Source organism: Nocardia sp. AB354 (assembly GCF_049538315.1).
Lineage (GTDB): Bacteria > Actinomycetota > Actinomycetes > Mycobacteriales > Mycobacteriaceae > Nocardia > Nocardia nova.
On the sequence record NZ_JBMVFU010000006.1, the window covers coordinates 209,227 to 228,175 of the forward strand.

The 18,949-nt window shown below is 68.7% G+C and carries 17 protein-coding genes and 1 tRNA gene; 15 read left to right on the forward strand and 3 right to left on the reverse strand.

The features are described 5' to 3' along the window. Nucleotides 1–32 precede the first annotated feature (32 nt). From ACPCUW_RS11375 to ACPCUW_RS11395, 5 genes are all read left to right on the forward strand, one after another. Nucleotides 33–968: an ABC transporter ATP-binding protein gene (locus ACPCUW_RS11375; protein WP_423424661.1), complete on the forward strand. Its 936-nt coding sequence runs from the start codon at nucleotides 33–35 to the stop codon at nucleotides 966–968. Nucleotide 969: 1 nt separating this feature from the next. Further along, nucleotides 970–1,752, forward strand: a complete 783-nt coding sequence (locus tag ACPCUW_RS11380; protein WP_305778953.1) for an ABC transporter permease — start codon at nucleotides 970–972, stop codon at nucleotides 1,750–1,752. Between the two features lie 145 nt (nucleotides 1,753–1,897). Beyond that, a complete protein-coding gene (locus ACPCUW_RS11385; protein ID WP_423424663.1) occupies nucleotides 1,898–3,064 on the forward strand; it encodes a sensor histidine kinase in 1,167 nt (388 codons plus the stop codon). Nucleotides 3,065–3,121: 57 nt separating this feature from the next. Then, nucleotides 3,122–3,727 (forward strand): response regulator transcription factor, encoded by a 606-nt coding sequence (locus tag ACPCUW_RS11390; RefSeq protein WP_305778951.1) that lies wholly within the window; start codon nucleotides 3,122–3,124, stop codon nucleotides 3,725–3,727. A 35-nt stretch (nucleotides 3,728–3,762) separates the two neighbouring features. Further along, on the forward strand, nucleotides 3,763–4,221 hold the full coding sequence (locus ACPCUW_RS11395; RefSeq protein ID WP_423424666.1) for a VOC family protein: 459 nt from the start codon (nucleotides 3,763–3,765) through the stop codon (nucleotides 4,219–4,221). Nucleotides 4,222–4,231: 10 nt separating this feature from the next. On the opposite strand, the gene ACPCUW_RS11400 is transcribed toward ACPCUW_RS11395, so the two are convergent. Then, nucleotides 4,232–6,229 (reverse strand): TPM domain-containing protein, encoded by a 1,998-nt coding sequence (locus ACPCUW_RS11400; RefSeq protein WP_423424667.1) that lies wholly within the window; start codon nucleotides 6,227–6,229, stop codon nucleotides 4,232–4,234. A 64-nt stretch (nucleotides 6,230–6,293) separates the two neighbouring features. Here ACPCUW_RS11400 and ACPCUW_RS11405 point away from each other — a divergent pair, with 64 nt between their 5' ends. The 5 genes from ACPCUW_RS11405 to ACPCUW_RS11425 all read left to right on the forward strand — a co-directional run bounded on the left by ACPCUW_RS11405 (nucleotide 6,294) and on the right by ACPCUW_RS11425 (nucleotide 11,852). Next, entirely contained in the window at nucleotides 6,294–6,989 is a 696-nt protein-coding gene (locus tag ACPCUW_RS11405; protein ID WP_030512879.1) for an MBL fold metallo-hydrolase, read from the forward strand. A gap of 78 nt (nucleotides 6,990–7,067) precedes the next feature. After that, complete coding sequence (locus ACPCUW_RS11410) at nucleotides 7,068–7,760, forward strand: YdcF family protein (RefSeq protein ID WP_030512880.1); 693 nt, start codon at nucleotides 7,068–7,070, stop codon at nucleotides 7,758–7,760. 24 nt (nucleotides 7,761–7,784) lie between these two features. Continuing rightward, nucleotides 7,785–9,047, forward strand: coding sequence for a deoxyguanosinetriphosphate triphosphohydrolase (locus tag ACPCUW_RS11415; protein WP_423424669.1), 1,263 nt, complete (start codon nucleotides 7,785–7,787; stop codon nucleotides 9,045–9,047). Nucleotides 9,048–9,096: 49 nt separating this feature from the next. Further along, entirely contained in the window at nucleotides 9,097–11,007 is a 1,911-nt protein-coding gene (gene dnaG / locus ACPCUW_RS11420) for a DNA primase (protein ID WP_423424670.1), read from the forward strand. A 14-nt stretch (nucleotides 11,008–11,021) separates the two neighbouring features. After that, nucleotides 11,022–11,852, forward strand: a complete 831-nt coding sequence (locus ACPCUW_RS11425) for an alpha/beta fold hydrolase (protein ID WP_423424672.1) — start codon at nucleotides 11,022–11,024, stop codon at nucleotides 11,850–11,852. Nucleotides 11,853–11,916: 64 nt separating this feature from the next. On the opposite strand, the gene ACPCUW_RS11430 is transcribed toward ACPCUW_RS11425, so the two are convergent. After that, on the reverse strand, nucleotides 11,917–12,162 hold the full coding sequence (locus ACPCUW_RS11430) for a hypothetical protein (RefSeq protein ID WP_036499775.1): 246 nt from the start codon (nucleotides 12,160–12,162) through the stop codon (nucleotides 11,917–11,919). Nucleotides 12,163–12,457: 295 nt separating this feature from the next. Between ACPCUW_RS11430 and ACPCUW_RS11435 the strand changes: the two genes are divergently transcribed. After that, nucleotides 12,458–12,530: transfer RNA gene (locus tag ACPCUW_RS11435), tRNA-Asn, on the forward strand. A gap of 169 nt (nucleotides 12,531–12,699) precedes the next feature. Continuing rightward, complete coding sequence (locus ACPCUW_RS11440; RefSeq protein ID WP_063014639.1) at nucleotides 12,700–13,170, forward strand: PaaI family thioesterase; 471 nt, start codon at nucleotides 12,700–12,702, stop codon at nucleotides 13,168–13,170. On the opposite strand, the gene ACPCUW_RS11445 is transcribed toward ACPCUW_RS11440, so the two are convergent. Beyond that, nucleotides 13,149–13,817 carry a hypothetical protein gene (locus tag ACPCUW_RS11445; protein WP_423424674.1) on the reverse strand — a complete coding sequence of 223 codons (669 nt, stop codon included), beginning with the start codon at nucleotides 13,815–13,817 and terminating at the stop codon, nucleotides 13,149–13,151. The genes ACPCUW_RS11440 and ACPCUW_RS11445 overlap by 22 nt on opposite strands. 408 nt (nucleotides 13,818–14,225) lie before the next feature. Here ACPCUW_RS11445 and ACPCUW_RS11450 point away from each other — a divergent pair, with 408 nt between their 5' ends. From ACPCUW_RS11450 to ACPCUW_RS11460, 3 genes are read left to right on the forward strand one after another with little or no spacing between them, the layout of a single operon-like run. After that, entirely contained in the window at nucleotides 14,226–16,295 is a 2,070-nt protein-coding gene (locus ACPCUW_RS11450; protein WP_423424676.1) for a catalase, read from the forward strand. A gap of 2 nt (nucleotides 16,296–16,297) precedes the next feature. Continuing rightward, nucleotides 16,298–17,281 carry an NAD-dependent epimerase/dehydratase family protein gene (locus tag ACPCUW_RS11455; protein WP_423424677.1) on the forward strand — a complete coding sequence of 328 codons (984 nt, stop codon included), beginning with the start codon at nucleotides 16,298–16,300 and terminating at the stop codon, nucleotides 17,279–17,281. A 40-nt stretch (nucleotides 17,282–17,321) separates the two neighbouring features. Further along, nucleotides 17,322–18,944, forward strand: a complete 1,623-nt coding sequence (locus ACPCUW_RS11460) for a carbamoyltransferase (protein WP_423424679.1) — start codon at nucleotides 17,322–17,324, stop codon at nucleotides 18,942–18,944. Nucleotides 18,945–18,949: the final 5 nt, after the last annotated feature.

An 18,949-nucleotide genomic window follows, 5' to 3' on the forward strand; every position in this document is an offset into this window, starting at 1 on the left:
TACGGCGCCGGGTTCCCCGCGACAGTGGAACCATGACATCAGCAATGACATCCGGTTCGGCGGAACGGGTCGCCGCCGCACCGGTGATCGAGCTTCGCGGATTGACCAAAACCTTCCGCAGCTCCGCCGGGCCCGTCCGCGCGGTCGACGGACTCGATCTGACCGTCACCGCGGGTGAGGTGGTCGCCTTCCTGGGACCCAACGGTGCCGGGAAGTCCACCAGTATCGACATGATGCTCGGCCTGCTGCGGCCCGACGCCGGAACCGTCCGCATGCTGGGCGCAACGCCGGCGGAAGCGGTTGCGGCGGGCCGGATTTCGGCCGTTCTGCAGTCGGGTGGTCTGCTCCCGGATCTCACCGTCGGCGAAACGGTGCGGGTCGTCGCGGCCCTGCATCGGAATCCGCGCCCCGCCCGGGAGGTGCTCGTCCGTGCCGGAATCGACGGCATCGCCGACCGCATGGTGGGCAAATGCTCCGGCGGTCAGCAGCAGCGCCTGCGGTTCGCGCTCGCGCTGCTGCCCGATCCGGATCTGCTGGTCCTCGACGAGCCGACCACCGGTATGGACGTCGAGGGCCGCCGCGATTTCTGGAACGCCATTCGCGCCGACGCGGATCTCGGCCGCACCGTCGTCTTCGCCACCCACTATCTCGACGAGGCCGACGCCTACGCCGACCGGATCGTGCTGGTGCGTGGCGGGCGGGTCGTGGCCGACGGCAGTGCCGCGTCGGTGAAGAATCTGGCCTCCGGCCGCACCGTCTCGGCGACGCTGCCCGACGCCGATCCGGCGAGCCTGCTCGCCCTCGCCGGCGTGGACCGGGTCGAACAGCGCGGTGATCGAGTGCTGGTGCACGGCAACGACTCCGACGCGGTCGCCCGCTATCTGCTGACCAGGACACCGGCCGTCGACATCGAAATCACCGGCCGCAATCTCGAAGACGCCTTCCTCGCACTGACCGGAGACCACTGAGATGACTACGACGATCGTGCCCGCATCGCATGCCGCCCGCCCGGGCGCCGGCGGATTCAGCTGGGGATTCCTGCTGCTCGAACTGCGCCGCATGCTGCGCAACCGCCGCACCGTCATCTTCGCGCTGGTGATGCCCGTGGTGTTCTTCGTGATCTTCGGCGCCCAGAACTCCTCCCGCAACGAAACCTACGGCTCGGCGAATGTCACGGCCTACGTGATGGTGTCGATGGCCGTCTACGGGGCGATGCTGGCCACCACCAGCGGCGGCGCCATGGTCGCGGTGGAGCGCGCCGCCGGCTGGGTACGCCAACTCCGTCTCACGCCGCTGCGCCCGGCCGCCTACGTCGCCACCAAAGTGGCCGGCGCGATGGTGCTCGGATTGTGTTCGGTCGTCGTCGTTTTCGTCGCCGGCGCGGTGACCGGCGCGCATCTGACCACGGCGGCCTGGGTGGGCTGCTTCCTGATCGCCTGGCTGACCTCGGTGGTCTTCGCGGCCTTCGGATTGTTCATGGGCTATGTGCTGCCCTCGGAGAATGTGATGCAGATCCTCGGCCCGGTCCTGGCGCTGCTGTCGTTCGCCGGTGGCTTGTTCATGCCGCTGCACGGCTGGTTCGAGACGGTGTCGAAGGTCTTCCCGACCAACGGCGTCGCGACCCTGGCCCGATTGCCGCTCGGCGACACCGGTGCCGGTTCCGCCGCACTGGCCGTGCTGAATATCGCGGTGTGGGCGTCGGTATTCGCCCTGGGAGCCGCGGTTCTGTTCCGGCGTGACACCGCTCGCTGACCGCCGCGTCGCACCGTCCGCCTCGGTGGACGGTGCGGTAGCGTCGGAATCCGGCGGCGGCCAGGGCAGGAGACGGAGGGTGCGGATGCGGGTACCTCCGGTCGACCGGCCGATATCCGGAGCGCTGGACCGGATCGTTCGCAGGATGGACCGCGAACCCGCCCCGCATACCGCCATCCAGCATCGACGCCTGTTCTTCGGCGCGGTGCTGGCATTGATCTGGCTGCTCTATCTGATCGCGCCGATCGTCTCGCAATGGCAGGACGGGCACCGGATGCGGGCCGTCGCGGCGGCGGTATGCCTCGCGGTCTTCTGGATGCTGACGGCCTCGTGCTTCGGTCCGTTCCGGCAACCGGACTGGGACGAGGGACACGCACAGGCGGTGCTGCCGGTCTCGTACGAGTGGCCGCGATGGCTCGTGGTGGGCGCGCTGGCGGCGCTCGCCGCCGCGATGACCGTACTGCTGGGTGTCACCGGCCTGGGCACCGCCATCTACGTCGCGGCCGCCGCCGTCTTCGTCCTTCCGACCGCGAAATCCGGTGCGGTGGTGGCGGGTACGGCCGCGCTGCTGATCGGCCTGTCGCTGCATTACGGCAGCGCCCCGCTGTATTTCGCCTTCATTCCGGTGGTGATGTGGACCGGTCGCGAAATCGGCCGGCGGCGTGGCCAGTTGCGGGAACTGACTCGCCGCCAGCAGGGCGAGCTCGCGATCGTGCAGGAACGCAACCGGGTGGCGCGCGACGTGCACGACATCCTGGGGCACTCGCTGACCGTCATCACCGTCAAAACCGAATTGGCGCAACGGCTGCTCGATTCGGATCCGTCCCGGGCCCGGCAGGAGATGGCCGATGTGGAGCGACTCGCCCGGGAGGCGCTGGCCGGGGTGCGCGATACGGTGGGCGGCCTGCGCGAGGTGTCGCTCGCGAGTGAACTGGTCAACGCGCGTACGGCCCTGCGCGCCGCCGGTATCGAGGCGGAGCTCCCGGACCCGGCCGAACTCCCCGGGCGATACGCGGTGATCTTCGGATGGGTCCTGCGCGAGGCGGTGACGAACGTGGTGCGCCACAGCGGCGCCCGCCACTGCCGGGTACGGGTGAGCGAATCGCGGATCGACATCTTCGACGACGGAAAAGGGCTGTCCGGCAGTGTCTTCGGCTCGGGACTGAGCGGCTTACGCGACCGGGTGCGCGACGCGGGCGGTGTGTTCACGGTCGACACACCTCCCTCCGGGGGAACCGTGATCGCCGTGGACTTCACCACCGCGGCCGAGGTTCGGCCGGTCGGGCGGCGGCGAGCCTGCCGTCCGGATTAGGGTCGCAGGTGTGCGATGGATGATGTCGGTCGGTGAATCACGGCGGGGGCGACGGCGGTGATCCGGTTGCTGCTCGCCGACGACCAAGCGCTGGTGCGGGGCGCATTGGCGGCACTGCTGGGGCTGGAGTCCGACCTCGAGGTGGTAGCCGAGGTGGGCCGGGGTGACGAGGTTGTCGACGCGGTGCGGCGCACCACACCGGATGTGGTCCTGCTCGATGTGGAAATGCCCGGAATGGACGGTATTTCGGTCGCGGCGCGTCTGCACGCGGAATTCCCGGACATCCGGATTCTGATGGTGACCACGTTCGGCCGGCCCGGCTATCTGCGCCGCGCCATCGACGCCGGAGCCGGTGGATTCGTCGTCAAGGACACGCCCGCACGGGAATTGGCGGATGCGGTGCGGCGCGTGCACATGGGCCTGCGGGTGGTGGATCCGGCGCTGGCCACCGAAACCCTCACCGCGGGAACCTCACCGCTCACCGCACGCGAGCGCGAGGTGCTCGCCGCCGCGGCCGACGGATCGACGGCGGCGGTCATCGCGGGCCGCCTGCATCTGTCCGAGGGGACCGTCCGCAACCATCTGTCGGCCGCGATCGGCAAGACCGGCACCCGCACCCGCGCCGAGGCCGTCCGCGCCGCCGAACGCCTCGGCTGGTTGTGAGCGGCCCAGGTTGCCGCGGGCGTAGATTCGCCGATGTGCACCTGACGCAGATCCGCCTGATCGTGTCCGAATTCGACCGCTGCGTGACGTTCTATCGCGACATTCTCGGACTCACACCGCAAACCGACGCCCCGCGCCCGCCCTACGCGGCCTTCAAACCCGAGCTGGGTAGCACGCTCGCTCTGCACGAGCGCGCGAATCTGGCCGCGGCGCTGGGCGATACCTTGCGGTCCGAGGCCGGCCCGCGATCGCCGTCGGGCAGCGACGTGGCGCCGGTCCCGCCCGCCGACGCGGCGATGGTGTCGCTGCGGGTCGACGATCTGGACGCCTATCTCGCCGAGATCACCGCGCGCGGCGCCGAAATCTCGGGCGAACCAGTCGAATACGACGGCCGTCTCCGCTGCGCCTATCTGCGCGACCCCGAGGGCAACCTGATCGAACTCCAGCAGTGGCTCGCGACCCGCACCGGTGACGCCGTACCACCGGCACGGTGAGACGACCGGATCAGAACCGCCCGCCCCGGCTGATCCGGCGGGAACTGTCGGATCCCCCGAAAGAGGCGGGGCCCCAGCCGGATCCGCCCATCGAACGGCCGCGATAGCCGCTGCCCGCGCCGCGCAGCAGACTGTCGATCAGAATTCCGCCCAATACGGCGCCGGCCTGCGAGGTCCCCGACACCGGCCGGTGCGCCTGCCACTCCCGCACATCGGCCTCGGCGGCGTGCAGTGCGCGGGTGGCCAGATCGGCGGCCTGTTGCGCACTGTCCAGTGCCGCCTGCGGGTCGGTGGTCGAAAGCTGCTGCGCCCGATCCAGATTCCGCTGGGCTTCGGCCAGGCGCGTGCGGGGCGCGGCGTCGATACCGCCGCGGCGCGTGTCGATGAAGTCGGCGGCCGCCCGGACCTGGCTCTGCGCGGCGATCACGGCCTGGTCCAGGCGGCGCCGCAGTTGTTCGGCGGCGAGTTTGCGCTCACCGGCCGCCGCGACCGCGCGATCCAGTGCGGTATCGGCCGCGACCGCGCGGTGGAACGTGCCGAGCGGGTCGCGGTCCCCGGTGGTCCGGGCCGCCTCCCATGCGGTGCGGGCGCCGGACATCGCGTCCGCCAATTCCGGGCCGCCGTGTTCGGTCAGACCCCGCGCGGTCTCGAGGTCACGGCCCAGTTCGTCGATCGCCGCCGGCAGACCGGCTCGCGCCTGGGTGATATCGGTCTCGGCGGTGTCCACGGCGTCGAGCAGGGTACGGGCGGCGGTCACCGCGGCCTCCGCGCCGCGAATCGCCGCGACCACCCCACCCTGGCGTCCGACCGGCTCGGCCGCGGCCTGCCTGCCCTGTTCGATCGTGTTCTCGGCGAACCCGATTCGCTCCCGCGCCATCGTCACGTTGTCGCGCACCGGCGCGGTGACCGATTCCGGTTGTGCGGCCAGCAGCCGCCGCAGCGTCTCCTCCGAGCGCGGCAGGCGCACGGTGAGATCGACCACATCGCGAGTCAGCGCGTCCAGCCGTTGTGGGGCGTCGATCAGCAAATTGCGCATAGCGTCGAATTCGGCCACCTTGTCGTCGAGTTCGGCATCGGCCCGCCCACAGGTGGTGATCAGCTCGACCAGCAGATCGCGGCGTTGATCAGGAGTTTCCGGGATTTCGTCGTCGAGCCGCTGGCGAATCGAAAAGGCATGCGCCATCGCCTGTTTCGCGGACTCGAGCGCGGCGGCGAACGGGGCGGTCGCGGTGGTGCCGAATTCGTCGGTGGCCAGGCGCAGTTCCTCGGCGCTGGCCCGGATCGCGTTGTCGGTGTCGACCAGCACCTGCGCCGAGCGAGCCTCGAGCAGATCCGGGCGGAGCCCGGCCAGCGCGGCGGTATCGGTCGGGTCGACCGCCCGGGCGGCGTCGGCCTCGGCGCGCCCCCGTGCCCGCCGCCGCAACTGCGAATAGCCCAGCACCAGGCCGATCACACCCAGCACGATCAAAGTGATCACGATCAGCGGCCAGATCCCGACACCACCGGAATCGCCCATGGCAGTGGACAATCCGTCGGCCGCGGCCACCGCGGCCTCGGCCCACTGGCCGTTGTGCAGCCGCGGCTCCACCTGATCGGTGAGCAGCGAATTCAGTTCCGCATCGCTCACCGAGGGCGGGAGCGCACCGGTGAAGGCATAGGAGCGGTCGCTGGTCGCGATCGACAGCAGCACATCGCGCTCGCCGAATCCGGACGCGGTCGCCGTGCGCTGACCCCAGGTCTGCGGATCCACGCCACCGAAATCGCGGACGTAGACCACCCACAGCCGCTCCCGGTGCGCGGTGTAGAGCGCGTCCACCGACGAGCGCACGGTGTCGCGCTGCGGACCGTCGAGAACCTGGGCGGAATCGGTGACGTATTCGTTGAGCCGCATCGGCTCGTCGGCGACGGCCGGGCCGCAGCAGCCGAGCACGAACCCGAACACGATCGACAGCAGCACCGCGAGCAGCGTCGGCGGCTGTGATCGGCGAAGACGCGAGTCCGGCGGCATAGCACGAATGTATCCGCCGACACGGCGTAAAGGGCGTTGATCCGGCCGACCCGTGTCGGAACCGATGATTACCATCGGCAGGGTGATCACGCTGGATATCCCCTATACGGGCCACGTCGCGCCGGGTTCGAATCCGCAGCAGCGCGATGTGCCGGGCGCCCGGATCGTCAAGATGTCGGTCGGCGGTATGGACAACAACGTCTATCTGGTGCAAGACACCGCCACCGGTGACGCGGTGCTGATCGACGCCGCCAACGAATCCGAACGCATCCAGGCCCTGCTGGACCAGGAGGTGCCCGGGCGGCTGCGGCTGATCGTCACCACCCATCAGCATTTCGACCACTGGCAGGCCTTGAGCGCGGTGGTCGCCGACACCGGCGTACCGACCGCCGCCCACGCCCTGGATGCCGAACCGCTTCCGGTGCGGCCGGACCGGCTGCTGGCCGACGGCGACACCGTCTCGATCGGTGAACTGGAGTTCGAGGTCGTCCACCTGCGCGGACACACCCCGGGTTCGGTCGCGCTGGCGCTCACCGACGGCTCCGGGCGCACTCATCTGTTCACCGGCGACTGCCTGTTCCCCGGGGGTGTCGGGCGCACCACTTCCCCGGAGGATTTCGATTCCCTCTACAGCGACGTCACCACCAAGGTGTTCGACCGCTTCGGCGACGATACGGTCGTCTACCCGGGCCACGGCGACGACACCACCCTGGGTGCCGAGCGTCCGCAGCTCGCGCAGTGGCGGCAACGCGGTTGGTGAGCGGTTCCGGTGTCCGGCAGCGGTGAGGATCCGGCGCTCCGCAATCGTGGCGTGACCGAGCACTGGCACACTCGGGGAATGCCCTCGGCCCTCACCCATCCCGCCCCGACCCGCACGCCCGTCGCGCCGCGCCGTCCGCGCGGATCGGCGGTCGCGCGCTGGGTGCGCCGGGTGATCGCCGGCACCGTCCTCATCGGGGTCGTGCTCGTCGGCGGCACCGCTTTCCGGGTCTGGCAGGTGGCTCGGATCGACGACTACAGCCGCGCCGACGCGATCGTGGTGCTGGGCGCCGCGCAATACGACGGCACCCCGTCCTCGGTTTTCGAGGCCCGGCTCGGCCAGGCCTATCACCTGTACACCAAAGGTGTTGCGCCGCTGGTGATCACGGTCGGCGGCAAACAGGTGGGCGACAACTACACCGAGGCCGCCTCCGGTAAGAACTACCTGAAGAATCGCGGCGTGCCTGCCGACCGGGTAGTGGCCGTGGAGACCGGATCGGACACGCTGCAGAGTATCGAGGCGGTCGCCTCCGCGATGCGGGCTCGCGACCTGTCCTCGGCGGTGCTGGTCAGCGATCCGTGGCATTCGCTGCGCACCCGCACCATGGCCCGCGACGCCGGTCTGGACGCGTGGACCGCGCCGACGCGCACCGGCCCGGCGGTCTACACCCGGGAGTCCCAATTCCACGGCATCGCCCGCGAAACCGGTGCGCTGCTGTGGTATCAGCTCACTCACTTCTCCGCGGATTTCAAATACACCGCGGAGCAGTGAGAAACGTACCAGGCGGTATCTCCCATGAGTTTCGACGCGATGCCCGAATGCCCGTATGTCGACAGCGATCACGAGCGCATGGTGTCCGAGACCTCGCCGACGGCGGGGTTGCGGTGGTCGCCCGCACCGGCGAGGCGCAGCGACTTCGCGCGGGACCGGGCGCGGGTGCTGCATTCGGCGGCGTTGCGGCGACTTGCCGACAAAACCCAGGTGATGGGTCCCCGCGACGGCGACACACCGCGCACCCGGCTGACCCACTCGCTGGAGGTCGCCCAGATCGGGCGCAGCATCGCCGAGGGGCTGGGCTGTGACGCGGACCTGGTCGATCTGGCCGGGCTGGCTCACGACATCGGCCATCCGCCGTACGGCCACAACGGCGAACGCGCCCTCGACGAATTCGCCGACGCCTACGGCGGGTTCGAGGGCAACGCCCAGAATCTGCGGATTCTGACGAGATTGGAGCCGAAGGTCTTCGATGCGGCGGGGGAGAGTTACGGCCTCAACCTGACCCGCGCCGCCCTCGACGCCACCGTCAAATATCCGTGGGGCAGAACGGCTTCCGGTGCGAAGTTCGGCGCCTACGACGCCGATCTGGACCGGCTGAGCTGGGTCCGCAAGGGTGCGCCCGAGCGGCGGCAGTCGCTGGAATCGCAGGTCATGGACTGGTCCGATGATGTGGCGTACTCGGTGCACGATGTCGAGGACGGCGTCATCGCGGGCCGGATCGATCTGCGGGCGCTCGCCGATCCGGCCGAACAGGCCGCCCTCGCCGAACTGGGCCAGCGCCAGCACCGCGACCTGTCCGCCGACGATCTGATCGCGGCCGGTCAGCGGCTCTCGCAGCTGCAGGTGATCGCCGAGGCCGCCGGCTACGACGGCACCCTGCGCGCCTCGGTCGCGCTCAAGCGGCTGACCAGTGATCTGGTCGGCCGGTTCGCGACCGCGGCGGTCGAGGCGACCCGTGCCGCATGGACCGGGCAGTCGCTGTGCCGCTACGCCGCCGACCTCGAGGTGCCGGCCGTGGTGGCCGCGGAGGTCGCGCTGTTGAAAACGGTCGCCCTGCGGTACGTGATGTCGGACCCCGAACATCACAAACGCCAGGCCGAACAGCGCGAGCGCGTCCGATTCGTGGCCGACCGCCTGCTGGCCGGCGCCCCCCAGGGCCTCGACCCGATCCTGCTGCCGTGGTGGGAGGCGGCCACCGACGACACCGCCCGCGTGCGCGTGATCGTCGACCAGATCGCCTCCTACACCGAGAGCAGGCTGGAACGGATCGCGGCCCACTGACCCCGGTCGTCGGCGTGGGCCGACCGGTACGCGGCTAGACTCGCATTTCGTGGCAGGTCGACTTCCGGATCGCGATATCGCGGCAATACGTGAACGCGTACGCATCGAGGATGTCGTCGGTGAATATGTGTCGCTCAAGCGGGCCGGTGCGGACTCGCTGAAGGGCTTGTGCCCCTTCCACGACGAGAAGTCGCCGTCGTTCCACGTGCGGCCGAACCACAGCCACTTCCATTGCTTCGGGTGTGGCGAGAGCGGCGACGTGTTCGCGTTTCTGCAGAAGATCGACCACGTCGGATTCGTCGAGGCGGTCGAGCAACTGGCCGACCGGATCGGCTACAAGATCAATTACGAGGGCGGCGGAACCTCGGTGCAGCGCGACCGCGGCACCCGTTCCCGGCTGGTCGCCGCCAATGCGGCCGCGCACGAGTTCTATCAGGCGCAACTGCGCGAACCGGGCGCGGAGGTGGCTCGCAAGTATCTCACCGACCGCAATTTCGATGCAGGCGCCGCGCGGCATTTCGGCTGCGGTTACGCCCCGGCCGGTTGGGACACACTGACGAAATACCTGCTGCGCAAGGGTTTCGACATCAAGGAGCTGGAGGCGGCGGGGCTGTCCAAGCCCGGCCGGCGCGGCCCGATCGACCGGTTCCACCGTCGGCTGCTGTGGCCGATCCGGAATCTGAGCGGCGACGTCATCGGATTCGGCGCCCGGCGCCTGTTCGACGACGACCAGATGACCGCCAAGTACATCAATACGCCGGAAACGGTGTTGTACAAGAAGTCTCAGGTGCTGTTCGGGCTCGACCACGCCAAGCGGGAGATCGCCAAGAGCCACCAGGCGGTGGTCGTCGAGGGCTACACCGATGTGATGGCCATGCATCTGGCGGGTGTGACGACCGCGGTCGCCTCCTGTGGCACCGCCTTCGGCGACGAGCACCTGTCGATGCTGCGCCGGTTGCTGATGGACGACAATTTCTGGCGCGGTGAGATCATCTACACCTTCGACGGTGATGCCGCCGGCCAGGCAGCGGCGCTGAAGGCCTTTTCCGGTGACCAGAAACTGGCCGGGCAGACGTATATCGCGGTCGCCCCCGACGGGCAGGACCCGTGTGAATTGCGTCAGCGTTCCGGCGACGGTGCGGTCCGCGATCTGGTGGCCCGGCGGGTCCCGTTGTACGAGTTCGTGATTCGCGGCCTGCTCGCCGACCACAACCTCGACACCCCCGAGGGGCAGGTGGAGGCGCTGCGGCGCGCGGTGCCCGTGGTGGCGCAGATCAAGGACAACGCGCTGCGCAAGGCGTACGCCACGAAACTGGCCGGGTGGGTCGGCTGGGACGACATCCAGCTGGTGGTGCGACGGGTCGGTGACCACGCCCGCCGCGGTAAGCCGGTGAAGGGCGTGCCCGGCCGCGAAGCGGCCGCCGAGACAGCGGTCGCGGAGTCGGCCGCCGCCCGCCCGAATCCGGGTGATCCGGTGCTGCTGCCGCAGCGGCAAGTACTCGCCGCCGCCCTGCAGTATCCGGCGACCGCGGGACCGATCTTCGACAGTCTCGAGCCCGAAGCGTTCACCCACCCCGCTTACACCGCCGTGCGCGCCGCCCTCGCCGCCGCCGGTGGCACGGCAGCGGGACTCGGTGGCGCGGAATGGGTTTCGCGCGTCGCCGATCACACCGACGATCTGATGCTGCGCGCGCTGGTCTCCGAACTGGCCGCCGAGCCGCTCCCGGTCAAATCGATGGACGACATCCCCCGGTTCATCTCCGGCGTGCTGGCGCGGGTGCAGGAGGCGTGGGTCGGGCGCCAGGTCGCCACGCTCAAGTCGAAACTGCAGCGGGTCTCATCGACCGAACAGCCGGACGACTACATGGCCCTGTTCGGCGATCTGGTCGCCCTCGAGCAGTACCGCAAGAGCCTGCTCACCCAGGCCATGGGCAACTCGGATGATTTCAACGTGGCCTGATCGTTCCATTCGGAATGAGGTCGATCTCTTTCCATCGCTCCGGGACCGAACTGACCGCCGAGATCGTCGACCGTGACGGCCCGCCGCTGGTGATCGTTCCGGGGGTCATGTCCGATGCCGCCACCTGGCGGCCCGTCGTGGAGCGGCTCGGACTGTCCAATCCGGTGGTGACGATCAATCGCCGCGGACGGGTGCCGAGCGGCCCGCTGGGAGCCGACTACTCCGTACGGACCGAGATCGACGACTTGCACCACATCCTCGACGCCCTCGGCGCGGCGGTGAAGCTGTTCGGATGGAGCTACGGCGGACTGATCGCCCTGGAGGCGGCCTGTGAGCGGTCGGATCTGCGGTCGGTGATCGCCTACGAACCGGTATCGGCGCCCTTCGCCCCCGCCGCGATTCCCGCGCTGCGCGCCGCCGTCGACCGCGGTGATCTGGATGCGGCCGTCCGGCTGGTCAACACCGATGTATCGGGCTTCTCTACGGAATATGTTGCCGCCCTGCGGGAATCGCCGGTGTGGGCGGTGCTGCGCCCGCTGGCGGCGCCGCTGCCGACGGAACTCGCGGCAATCGAGGCCTACCGGGTGGACCTGCGGCGGTATCGAGCCCTGAGCGTCCCTGTCACCCTGCTGCTGGGCGAACTCAACGCGAACGCCGCACCCTACGGCACCGCATTCGACCGCATCGCCGGCGCGCTACCGCAGGCCCGCATCGACCGGCTACCGGGGCAGGGGCATCTGGCGCACGCGCAGGCGCCGCACCTGCTCGCCCGCCACATCGCCGCGGCGGTACGCGCGGGCTCGCGGGCCGAAGCGGAGCCCGGGAAAAATCGGCTCGGCCGGTAGTTGGACGATCCGGTGACACGCTGCCAGGTGGAAACGTCGGGCGACATGTCACCGGGATCGTGGCTCAGCGGCGGAGCTGGTCCTGGGGGACGAGGACGGTGGTGCGCTCGTCGATCGGCTCCATGGGTTCGAGCCGCGGCTGGGTATTGAGGCGGTCCGACAGCTTCTGGCGGCTGGCCTGAACCAGCTTGCGGGTGACCGGGCTGGCGGCGACAGCACGGGTGGTCTTGCTGATCTGCTCGTAGCGAGCCCGCCCCGCCTTGGCCCCCAGCACATAACCGGCTGCGACGCCGATGATCAACCGCAGCATTCTTTCGGGCTCCTCCCAGTAGCTGTCCGCGCCGTACATCCTGCCCGACATCGAGTCGGACTGTCGATCCGGCACCACCTTGCCAGACCCCACCGACAATTTCCGATCCTTACCGCCGGGCTCTCGAATTCCCCACCGGCACACTTTGGTTGGAGACCGCGGTCGGGGCCGTGCCGCCCGCCCCCGACACGCCGCTGCGTTCCGCATTTCCCCAGCTCCCGGGCCGATTTGGGGAGCCGACCGGACATAAGCTAAAGTTTGTGCTCGGCCGGCCCGCACGGGCTGACCGGAGCAATCCCCTATAGCTCAATTGGCAGAGCAGCCGACTGTTAATCGGCAGGTTTCTGGTTCGAGTCCAGATGGGGGAGCAGAAAACGGCCCCTGGCCTGTGGGAACGTACCACAGACCAGGGGCTGTTCTCGTTCTGAGAGCCCTGGCCTGGGCGAACGCGGCCGTCCGATTCGGGATCCTCACCGCCGGGCGGTCGCAGGGCGCGGGGATACGATGTGCGCCGCGAACGGGCTCACGAGGAGATCGATGGACGAGGCGGCATACGAGCAGGCGAGTCCCGCTGTGCAGGCGCGCATCCGGGAGAGTTTCGAGCGGCAGGGGCTGATGCGTCATCTGGGCGCCCGGCTCGCCCATATCGGTCCGGGTCGGGTGCACATCGAACTGCCGCACCGGCCCGAGGTGACGCAGCAGCACGGGTATGTGCATGCCGGCGCCACCAGCGCCATCGCGGACAGCGCCGGCGGATATGCGGCATACACGCTGTTCCCCGACGACTCCTCGGTGCTGACAGTGGAGTACAAGATCAATCTGCTCGCCCCGGCCGAGGGGGATCACCTCGAAGCGGTCGGTGTCGTCCTCAAATCGGGGCGCACGCTGACCGTGTGCAGGCTGGAGGTGTTCGGGGTCCGCGACGATCGGCGCACACTGATCGCGACCGGTCAGCAGACGTTGATCTGTCTGAGCGGCGCATCGGATCAGCCGATCCGGAAGCCGTAGCCGACGATCCCCGGACGGGAGTTGATCTCGGCCAGCACACCATCGATGCCGGAGAACCAGAACGGGCCGGCCGGTGTCGTGGGGTTGATCTGCGAGTCGATGCCCACCAGACCCGTGCCCTGGTAGGCGGGGGAGCCGCTGTCGCCGTTGAGGCCCGGGACGGAGGTGTGGATCACATTGTCGGTGACCGAATCGACCTGGCCGCTGGTGGAGCGGGTGGTGCTGCCGTATTTGTCGAGGCGGCTGCCGGGGGCCGGGACCGCACCGACGTGATCGATCACGGCGCCGTTCGGGGCCACGGTCGAGATGCCGATGCCGGGGCGCAGTGCGATGACGGCCCAGTCGCTGGTGGAATCCGATTGCAGCAGCGCCCATTTCGATGTCCAGCTGGCGTAGTGCCCGATCCTGCCGATGGCGGGGGCGACGACGCTCTGCCCGGGGCTGAACATGCAGTGACCGGCGGTGAGCGCCACCGCGTTGCCCGCTGCGTCGTGTCCGGCCGCGGTGATCGTGCAGAGGCCGAGCGAGGTGCCGGGCCCCACCACCCGACCGGGCGAATCGGCGGGAGCCACCGCCGGCGCCGCCAGGACGACGGCTCCGGCCAACAGCGCGGTTGCGGTGATCGATCTCTTCATCTGCTCGGTCATGGCGCCCTCGGCGTCACTCCTCCCTACCGCCTGCGATGTCGCTGCAGCCTTTTCTACGGACAGAATGCCGGCCGTTCATAGGGTCTTCGGTCACTTGCCGAGGAATAGTCGCGATCGGCTCGGGTAGTGCGCGTGATGGGGAGGGGAAACGCGTCCGAAGACCGGGATCGAACGCCGAGGCCGCCCGCAGCTGTCCTGCTCGGGACCGGCCCGAGCTGTGCCGTTGGTTGAGCGATCGGGATCTCAAGGACTGCAACGACTTTCGCTCGCCGTCGCGGGCCGGAGGGTCTGCTCGTCGAAGTTCGCCGCACGGCCCTTTCGGTAGCCGAGCGAACGTTTGTCTCCGGACCGGGCGGGTATCGGCTCGGTGACCGAGCGGTTCGGCGTACAGCGGCAGGAGGTCGGGAGATGACGGACGATGTGGCAGGTCGGCCGGGCAACGGCGGCGAAACTCACCAGGAGGCAACCGGTGAGGACGTGCGGCTGACCACCCAGCAGGGTGTGGTTGTCGGAGACGATCAGAACACATTGCGGGCGGGGGAGCGCGGGCCCGCGCTGCTGGAGGACTTCCACTTCCGCGAGAAGATCTTCCACTTCGACCACGAGCGGATTCCGGAGCGGGTGGTTCATGCCCGCGGTTTCGGCGTGCACGGCTATTTCGAGAACTACGATTCGCTGTCCGATCTGACCCGGGCCGATCCGTTCCAGGAGGCCGGTCGCCGGACCGAGGCATTCGTCCGATTCTCCACGGTGGCCGGTAACAAGGGTTCGTTCGATCTGGCTCGCGACGTCCGTGGTTTCGCGGTGAAACTCTATACGCGCGAGGGCAATTGGGATCTGGTCGGGAACAATATCCCGGTCTTCTTCATTCAGGACCCCATCAAGTTCCCGGATATGGTCCACGCCGCCAAACAGGAGCCCGATCGTGGCTTTCCGCAGGCTCAGACGGCCCACGACAATTTCTGGGACTTCGTCTCGCTCACTCCCGAATCGACCCACATGCTGCTGTGGATCATGTCCGACCGAGCGATTCCGCGCTCGTTCCGGTTCATGGAGGGATTCGGTGTCCACACCTTCCGGCTGGTGAACGCCGAGGGCCGCTCCACGTTCGTCAAATTTCATTGGAAGCCGAAGCAGGGCATGCAGTCGGTGGTGTGGAACGAGGCGCTGAAGATCAACGGCGCCGATCCCGATTTCCACCGCCGCGATCTCTGGGATGCCATTCAGTCCGGTGACTATCCGGAATGGGAATTGGGCATGCAGCTGTTCGACGACGACTTCGCCGATCGCTTCGCCTTCGACATCCTCGATCCGACGAAGATCATCCCGGAGGAGGAAGTGCCGGTGCGCCCGGTCGGCAAGCTGGTGCTGAACCGGGTCGTCGACAATTTCTTCGCCGAAACCGAGCAGGTGGCGTTCTGCACGCAGAACATCATCCCGGGCATCGATTTCACGAACGACCCACTGCTGCAGGGCCGCAACTTCTCGTATCTCGACACCCAACTGAAGCGGCTCGGCGGCCCCAACTTCACCCATCTGCCGGTGAACGCGCCGAAGTGCCCGTTCGCGACGTTCCAGCAGGACGGCCACATGGCCATGGTCAATCCGAAGGGCCGGGCCAATTACGAGCCCAATTCGTGGCCCGACGCGATCAAGGGCCCGCGCGAGGACCCCGAACGGGGCTTCACGACGGTTCCCGAGACTGTATCCGGTCCCACACGCCGGCTGCGCGCGGAAAGCTTCGCCGACCATTACAGCCAGGCTCGTCAGTTCTACGTGAGCCAGACGAGTATCGAGCAGCAGCACATCGTCGAGGCGTTCGTCTTCGAGCTGAGCAAATGCGATCGAGTCGAGATCCGTGCCCGGGTCGTCGCCGCGCTGCGCAACGTTCACGAGGATCTGGCCACGGCGGTCGCCGACGGGCTCGGCCTCGCGGAGCTTCCGGAACCGGCTCGCTGTGCCCGCGAGCCGATCACCGATCTGGCGCCCTCGCCCGCGCTGAGTATCGTGCGCAACGGTCCGGACAGCATCGCGGGGCGCAAGATCGGCGTGCTGGTCACCGACGGGGTCGATGCCGAGGCATTGGCCGAGGTACGTGAGGCGGTGCAGGCGGAGAAGGCGATCCTCGAGATCGTCGCACCGAAGGTCGGCGGTGTCACTACCAAGGACGGCAAGACTGTCGAAGCGGACCAGAAGATCGACGGCGGACCCTCGGTGCTCTACGACGCGGTCGTGATTCTCGCGTCTGAGGCCGGAGCCGCCGAACTCGCCACCGTGCCGCCGGCGCGCGACTTCGTCAGCGACGCTTACGCACACGGCAAATTCATCGCCCACCGCAATGCCGGCGCGCTGTTCGCGGCCGCGGGACTGACCGGCGAACTCGATGCCGGCGTCATGGATCTCGCGGCGGGCGCATCGGTGGCCGACTTCCTCGGCCGGTGCCGGGAAGTCCGATACTGGGCCCGGTTCGAGGGCTGACGATGACGAGCGCGCCGCGTTTTCGCCGGGCAGCCGTGACCGGGTGCGCCGGATTCATCGGCGCGCACCTGTGCGCGGCGCTGCTCGAACGAGGCACCGCGGTCGTGGGCGTGGACAACTTCTCCACCGGAGATCCGGACAACATCGCGAAATTGGAGAAGTATCCGGGTTTCCGATTCCTCGCCCACGACGTCACGCGGGGACTGCCCGATATCGGGCCCGTCGGTCTGGTCGCGCATCTGGCCTCGCCCGCGTCGCCGATCCACTATGCCCGGCTCGGCGTGCAGACGCTGCGGGCCGGCGCGGACGGTACCGCGGCGGCGCTGGACCTGGCGGATCGCCGCGGAGCGCGGCTGCTGCTGGCCTCTACCAGCGAGGTCTACGGCGACCCGGCCGAACATCCGCAGCGCGAAACATATTGGGGCAACGTCAATCCCGTCGGCCCACGGAGTGTGTACGACGAGGCGAAGCGGTACGCCGAGGCCTTGGTCACCGCCTATCACCGCGACCGCGGGGCCGATGTGGCGATCGCCCGCATCTTCAACACCTACGGGCCGGGCATGCGTGCCGACGACGGCCGGATGGTGCCCGCGTTCATCGAGCAGGTGCTGGCCGGGGAACCGCTCACCATCGCCGGCGACGGCGAGCAGACCCGCTCGATCTGCTATGTCGACGACACCGTGCGCGGGCTGCTCGCGCTAGCCGAGTCCGGCCATCGGGGTCCGGTGAACATCGGGAATCCGCGGGAGATGACGGTGAACGAGATCGCGGCGCTGATCCAGCGGCTCGGTGGCGGGCACTCGCCGATCCGGTTTGTCGACATGCCGGTCGACGATCCGCGACGGCGGTGTCCCGATATCGGTTCCGCGCGTGCGTTGCTCGGCTGGGAACCCACCGTCTCGCCGGAGGAGGGTTTGCGCCGGACATTGGCGTGGTTCGCGCAGCGGCGGGCGCGGACGCGGTTTATGCCATCACACGCCGGGTAGTTCGCCGGCACAAGCCTTGCGACACCTGTGGAGGTGTTCGATGCGCGTTCTCGGAATCAATGCGATATTTCACGATTCGGCAGCGGCACTGGTCGTCGACGGCAAAATAGTCGCGGCCGCCGAAGAGGAACGATTCAGCAGGCGCAAGCACGGCAAGCGGCCGGTGCCGTTCTCGGCCTGGGAACAGCCCGCACAGGCCGCGGCCTGGTGTCTGGACCAGGCGGGCCTCACCGCGGCGGATCTCGACGCCGTCGGCTACTCCTACGATCCGGCGCAGGTGGACGAAAGCGTCGACGGCCTCGACCCGAGCTGGGAACCGCTGCGCACCCGATACGCCGAGCGAGCTCCGTACCTGTTGGCGACCGAGCTTCCCGGGCTCGACCCGGACAAGGTCCGTTTCGTGCGGCACCACGTAGCGCACGCCGCGTCATGCGGACTCGCCGCGCCGTTCGGAGACGCCGCTGTGCTGACGCTGGACGGGCGCGGCGAGTCGACGTCGATGCTCGCGGGTGAATACCGCAACGGCAAGCTGGATATCCTTGCTACGCAACAACTTCCGCATTCACTGGGGTTGATGTACGAGGAACTGACCGCCCACCTGGGTTTCGCGCGTTCCAGCGACGAGTACAAGGTGATGGCCTTGGCCTCGTACGGACAGCCCCGCTTCGTGGACTGGTTGCGCGACAAGGTCTTCAGCACCGGTGACGGGGGTTTTCGCACGCAGCCGATCAACTGGGACGCCTACGCGCCGAAGCGTGCCCCGAACGAGCCGATGTGGCCCGAACACGCCGACCTCGCCGCCTCGGTCCAGCAGGTCCTGCAGGAGGTGATGCTCGACCTGTGCCGGTGGTTGCACGCGGCCACCTCGGCGGACAAGCTCACGATGGCCGGAGGTGTCGCGCTGAACTGCGTGGCGAATACCGCGCTGTTCGACCAGGGTCCGTTCGACGACATCTGGGTGCAACCGGCAGCGGGTGATTCGGGCACCGCGCTCGGCGCCGCCCTGGCGATAGCGGCCGAAGCGGGACCGCCTCCCGATCCCATGACCACGGCCGCCCTCGGCCGGGGTTTCTCCGACGCCCACATCGAACAGACGTTGCGCGAGGCCCACATTCGCTACGAGCGACCGCCCGATCCGGCCTCCACCGTCGCCCAGGCATTGGCCGGCAACGAGATCGTCGCCTGGTTCCAGGGCAGGGCCGAATTCGGTCCCCGCGCCCTCGGCTACCGTTCCCTGCTGGCGCATCCGGGGTACGCCGGAAATCTGGAGCGGCTCAACGCCGTCAAGGGCCGGGAGCAGTTCCGCCCGGTGGCGCCGATGGTGCTCGCCGAGCGGGCGTCGCAGATCTTCACGCGCGGCCCGCTGCCCAGCCCCTACATGCTCTTCGTCCACGATGTCGCCGAACCGTGGCGGGAGCGCCTGCCGGCGGTGACCCATGTGGACGGCACCGCCCGCATCCAGACCGTCGACGGTGCCGATCAGCCGCTGCTGGCCGGGATGATCAGCCGCTTCGAGGAGTTCACCGGGCTGCCCGTGGTGGTGAACACCAGCCTCAATACCGCCGGGCGGCCCATGGTCGATTCACCGCGTGACGCGCTCGAGTGTTTCGGTTCCGCGCCGGTGGATCTGCTCGCGATCGGCCCGTTCGTCGTGCGGCGGTGATCGGC